At 52.5% G+C, this 1,650-nt stretch carries 2 protein-coding genes; both read left to right on the forward strand.

What is annotated here, in order from left to right; translation table 11 throughout:
- Positions 1-279 precede the first annotated feature (279 nt).
- Positions 280-1,050: a Bax inhibitor-1/YccA family protein gene (locus QP324_RS11770; RefSeq protein WP_284816162.1), complete on the forward strand. Its 771-nt coding sequence runs from the start codon at positions 280-282 to the stop codon at positions 1,048-1,050.
- Between the two features lie 363 nt (positions 1,051-1,413).
- A partial coding sequence (locus QP324_RS11775; protein ID WP_284816164.1) for a hypothetical protein occupies positions 1,414-1,650 on the forward strand: 237 nt, incomplete at its 3' end.

Below are 1,650 nucleotides of genomic sequence, written 5' to 3' on the forward strand. Positions count from 1 at the left end.
GTTGTGGCACATCAGGGCCTTGTGGGGCGGAATGATGTCGTGAGACAGAGCGGAACGATGTCATGGAACCAGACACCACTGGGGGCACCATGTGAAGTCTCGAGACATCGTTCCGGTCGGTGTCCCGAGACTTTTCTGTTCATCAGGTCTCCACAGACTTTTTGCGGAAGCTACCCACAAAACTTCTAGCTAAATGGAAAGAATATGGAACTTTATGGGGTGGTGTCTCGTTGAATGGGGTGAGATAGCTAATTTGTACCTCTCTTAGAAAGGACAACCGTGCGTTCAAGCAATCCGGTAATGAGTTCTCTGACCGAAAATAGTAGCCGCCAAAATTCTGGTTACGCGGACGTATCTACCCGTCCCATGACCGTGGATGACGTAGTGACCAAGACGGGCATTACCCTCGGCGTTATCATCGTCGCCGCAGTCATCAACTTCGCCCTGGGAATGCTGGTAAGCCCAGGTATCGCCATGGCCTTGACCCTGGTCGGTGGTATCGGTGGCTTCATTACCGTGCTCGTTGCCTCTTTTGGCAAGAAGTGGGGTTCTGCTGCAGTCACCCTGATTTATGCCGTCTTTGAAGGCCTATTTGTCGGTGGGTTCTCCTTGATGTTCGCCAACGTCAACTTCCAGGGCGAGGGCGGTATGGCCATCATTGGCCAAGCGATTGTCGGCACGATTGGTGTATTCATTGGCATGCTGATTGTGTACAAGACTGGCGCAGTGAAGGTGACTCCGAAGTTCACCAAGATCCTTTTCGGCCTGATTGCCGGCGTTGCTGTCATGGCCCTTGTTAACTTCTTGGGCGCGATTTTCTTTGACTTCAACCCACTGCGTGATGGCGGCCCGATTGCCATCATCTTCTCGCTCGTCTGCATCGTTCTTGGTGCTCTGTCCTTCCTGACTGACTTTGATCAGGCTGACCGCATGATCCGCGCCGGTGCTCCCTCTAAGAACGCTTGGGGCGTGGCTCTCGGCCTCGCAGTTACCTTGGTCTGGCTCTACACTGAGATTCTCCGTCTGCTGAGCTATTTGCAGCGAGACTAATTGACTCTTTTGTATTGGCCCGCACTTCGGTGCGGGCCTTTTTGTTGCCGAGAATCGCTTACAAACGTGTAATTTCTGGGGTAGTACTGGGGGATAAAGTGCGGGTTTAACCTTCATTTGGTCTACAAAACCACTCACAGAGGTGATACAGCTGATGAGCAGGAAACTTCGCCTTTTGGACGTTATGGATGTGGCGTATGGGACAAATAATTTTGTTAAATTGCCGTTAACCTTTGAGGTTGCGTAGAAAATTCTTGGAGTCTCATGCATGCTGTGTACCGGAACGGGAAGTATGAAGTGAAAAGTTCTCTGTTTCACTTTTCTTGTTCCTCTCGTCAGGAAGTGAGTGCGTGAAGGATTGTTGTGAAGCATCAGGTCACCGTAGCAACGTTGATGGTCAGCAGCACAGTTTTGCTGAGTAGCTGCGTTGCGGACATCGGTACGAGGAGCGCGTCAGAGGAAACCACCAAGGTGGACGAGGCTGGCGGCATTAGTTCGGCCGACGGTGCAGGGGGAACCAACGGGGGCCAGGGGGATGATGCGGAAGGCAATCAGGGGGAATCGGCACACACCAATGGCGAGAAGAATGCGGGCGGCGCC

This window comes from Corynebacterium sp. UMB0012 (genome assembly GCF_030216265.1).
GTDB lineage: Bacteria > Actinomycetota > Actinomycetes > Mycobacteriales > Mycobacteriaceae > Corynebacterium.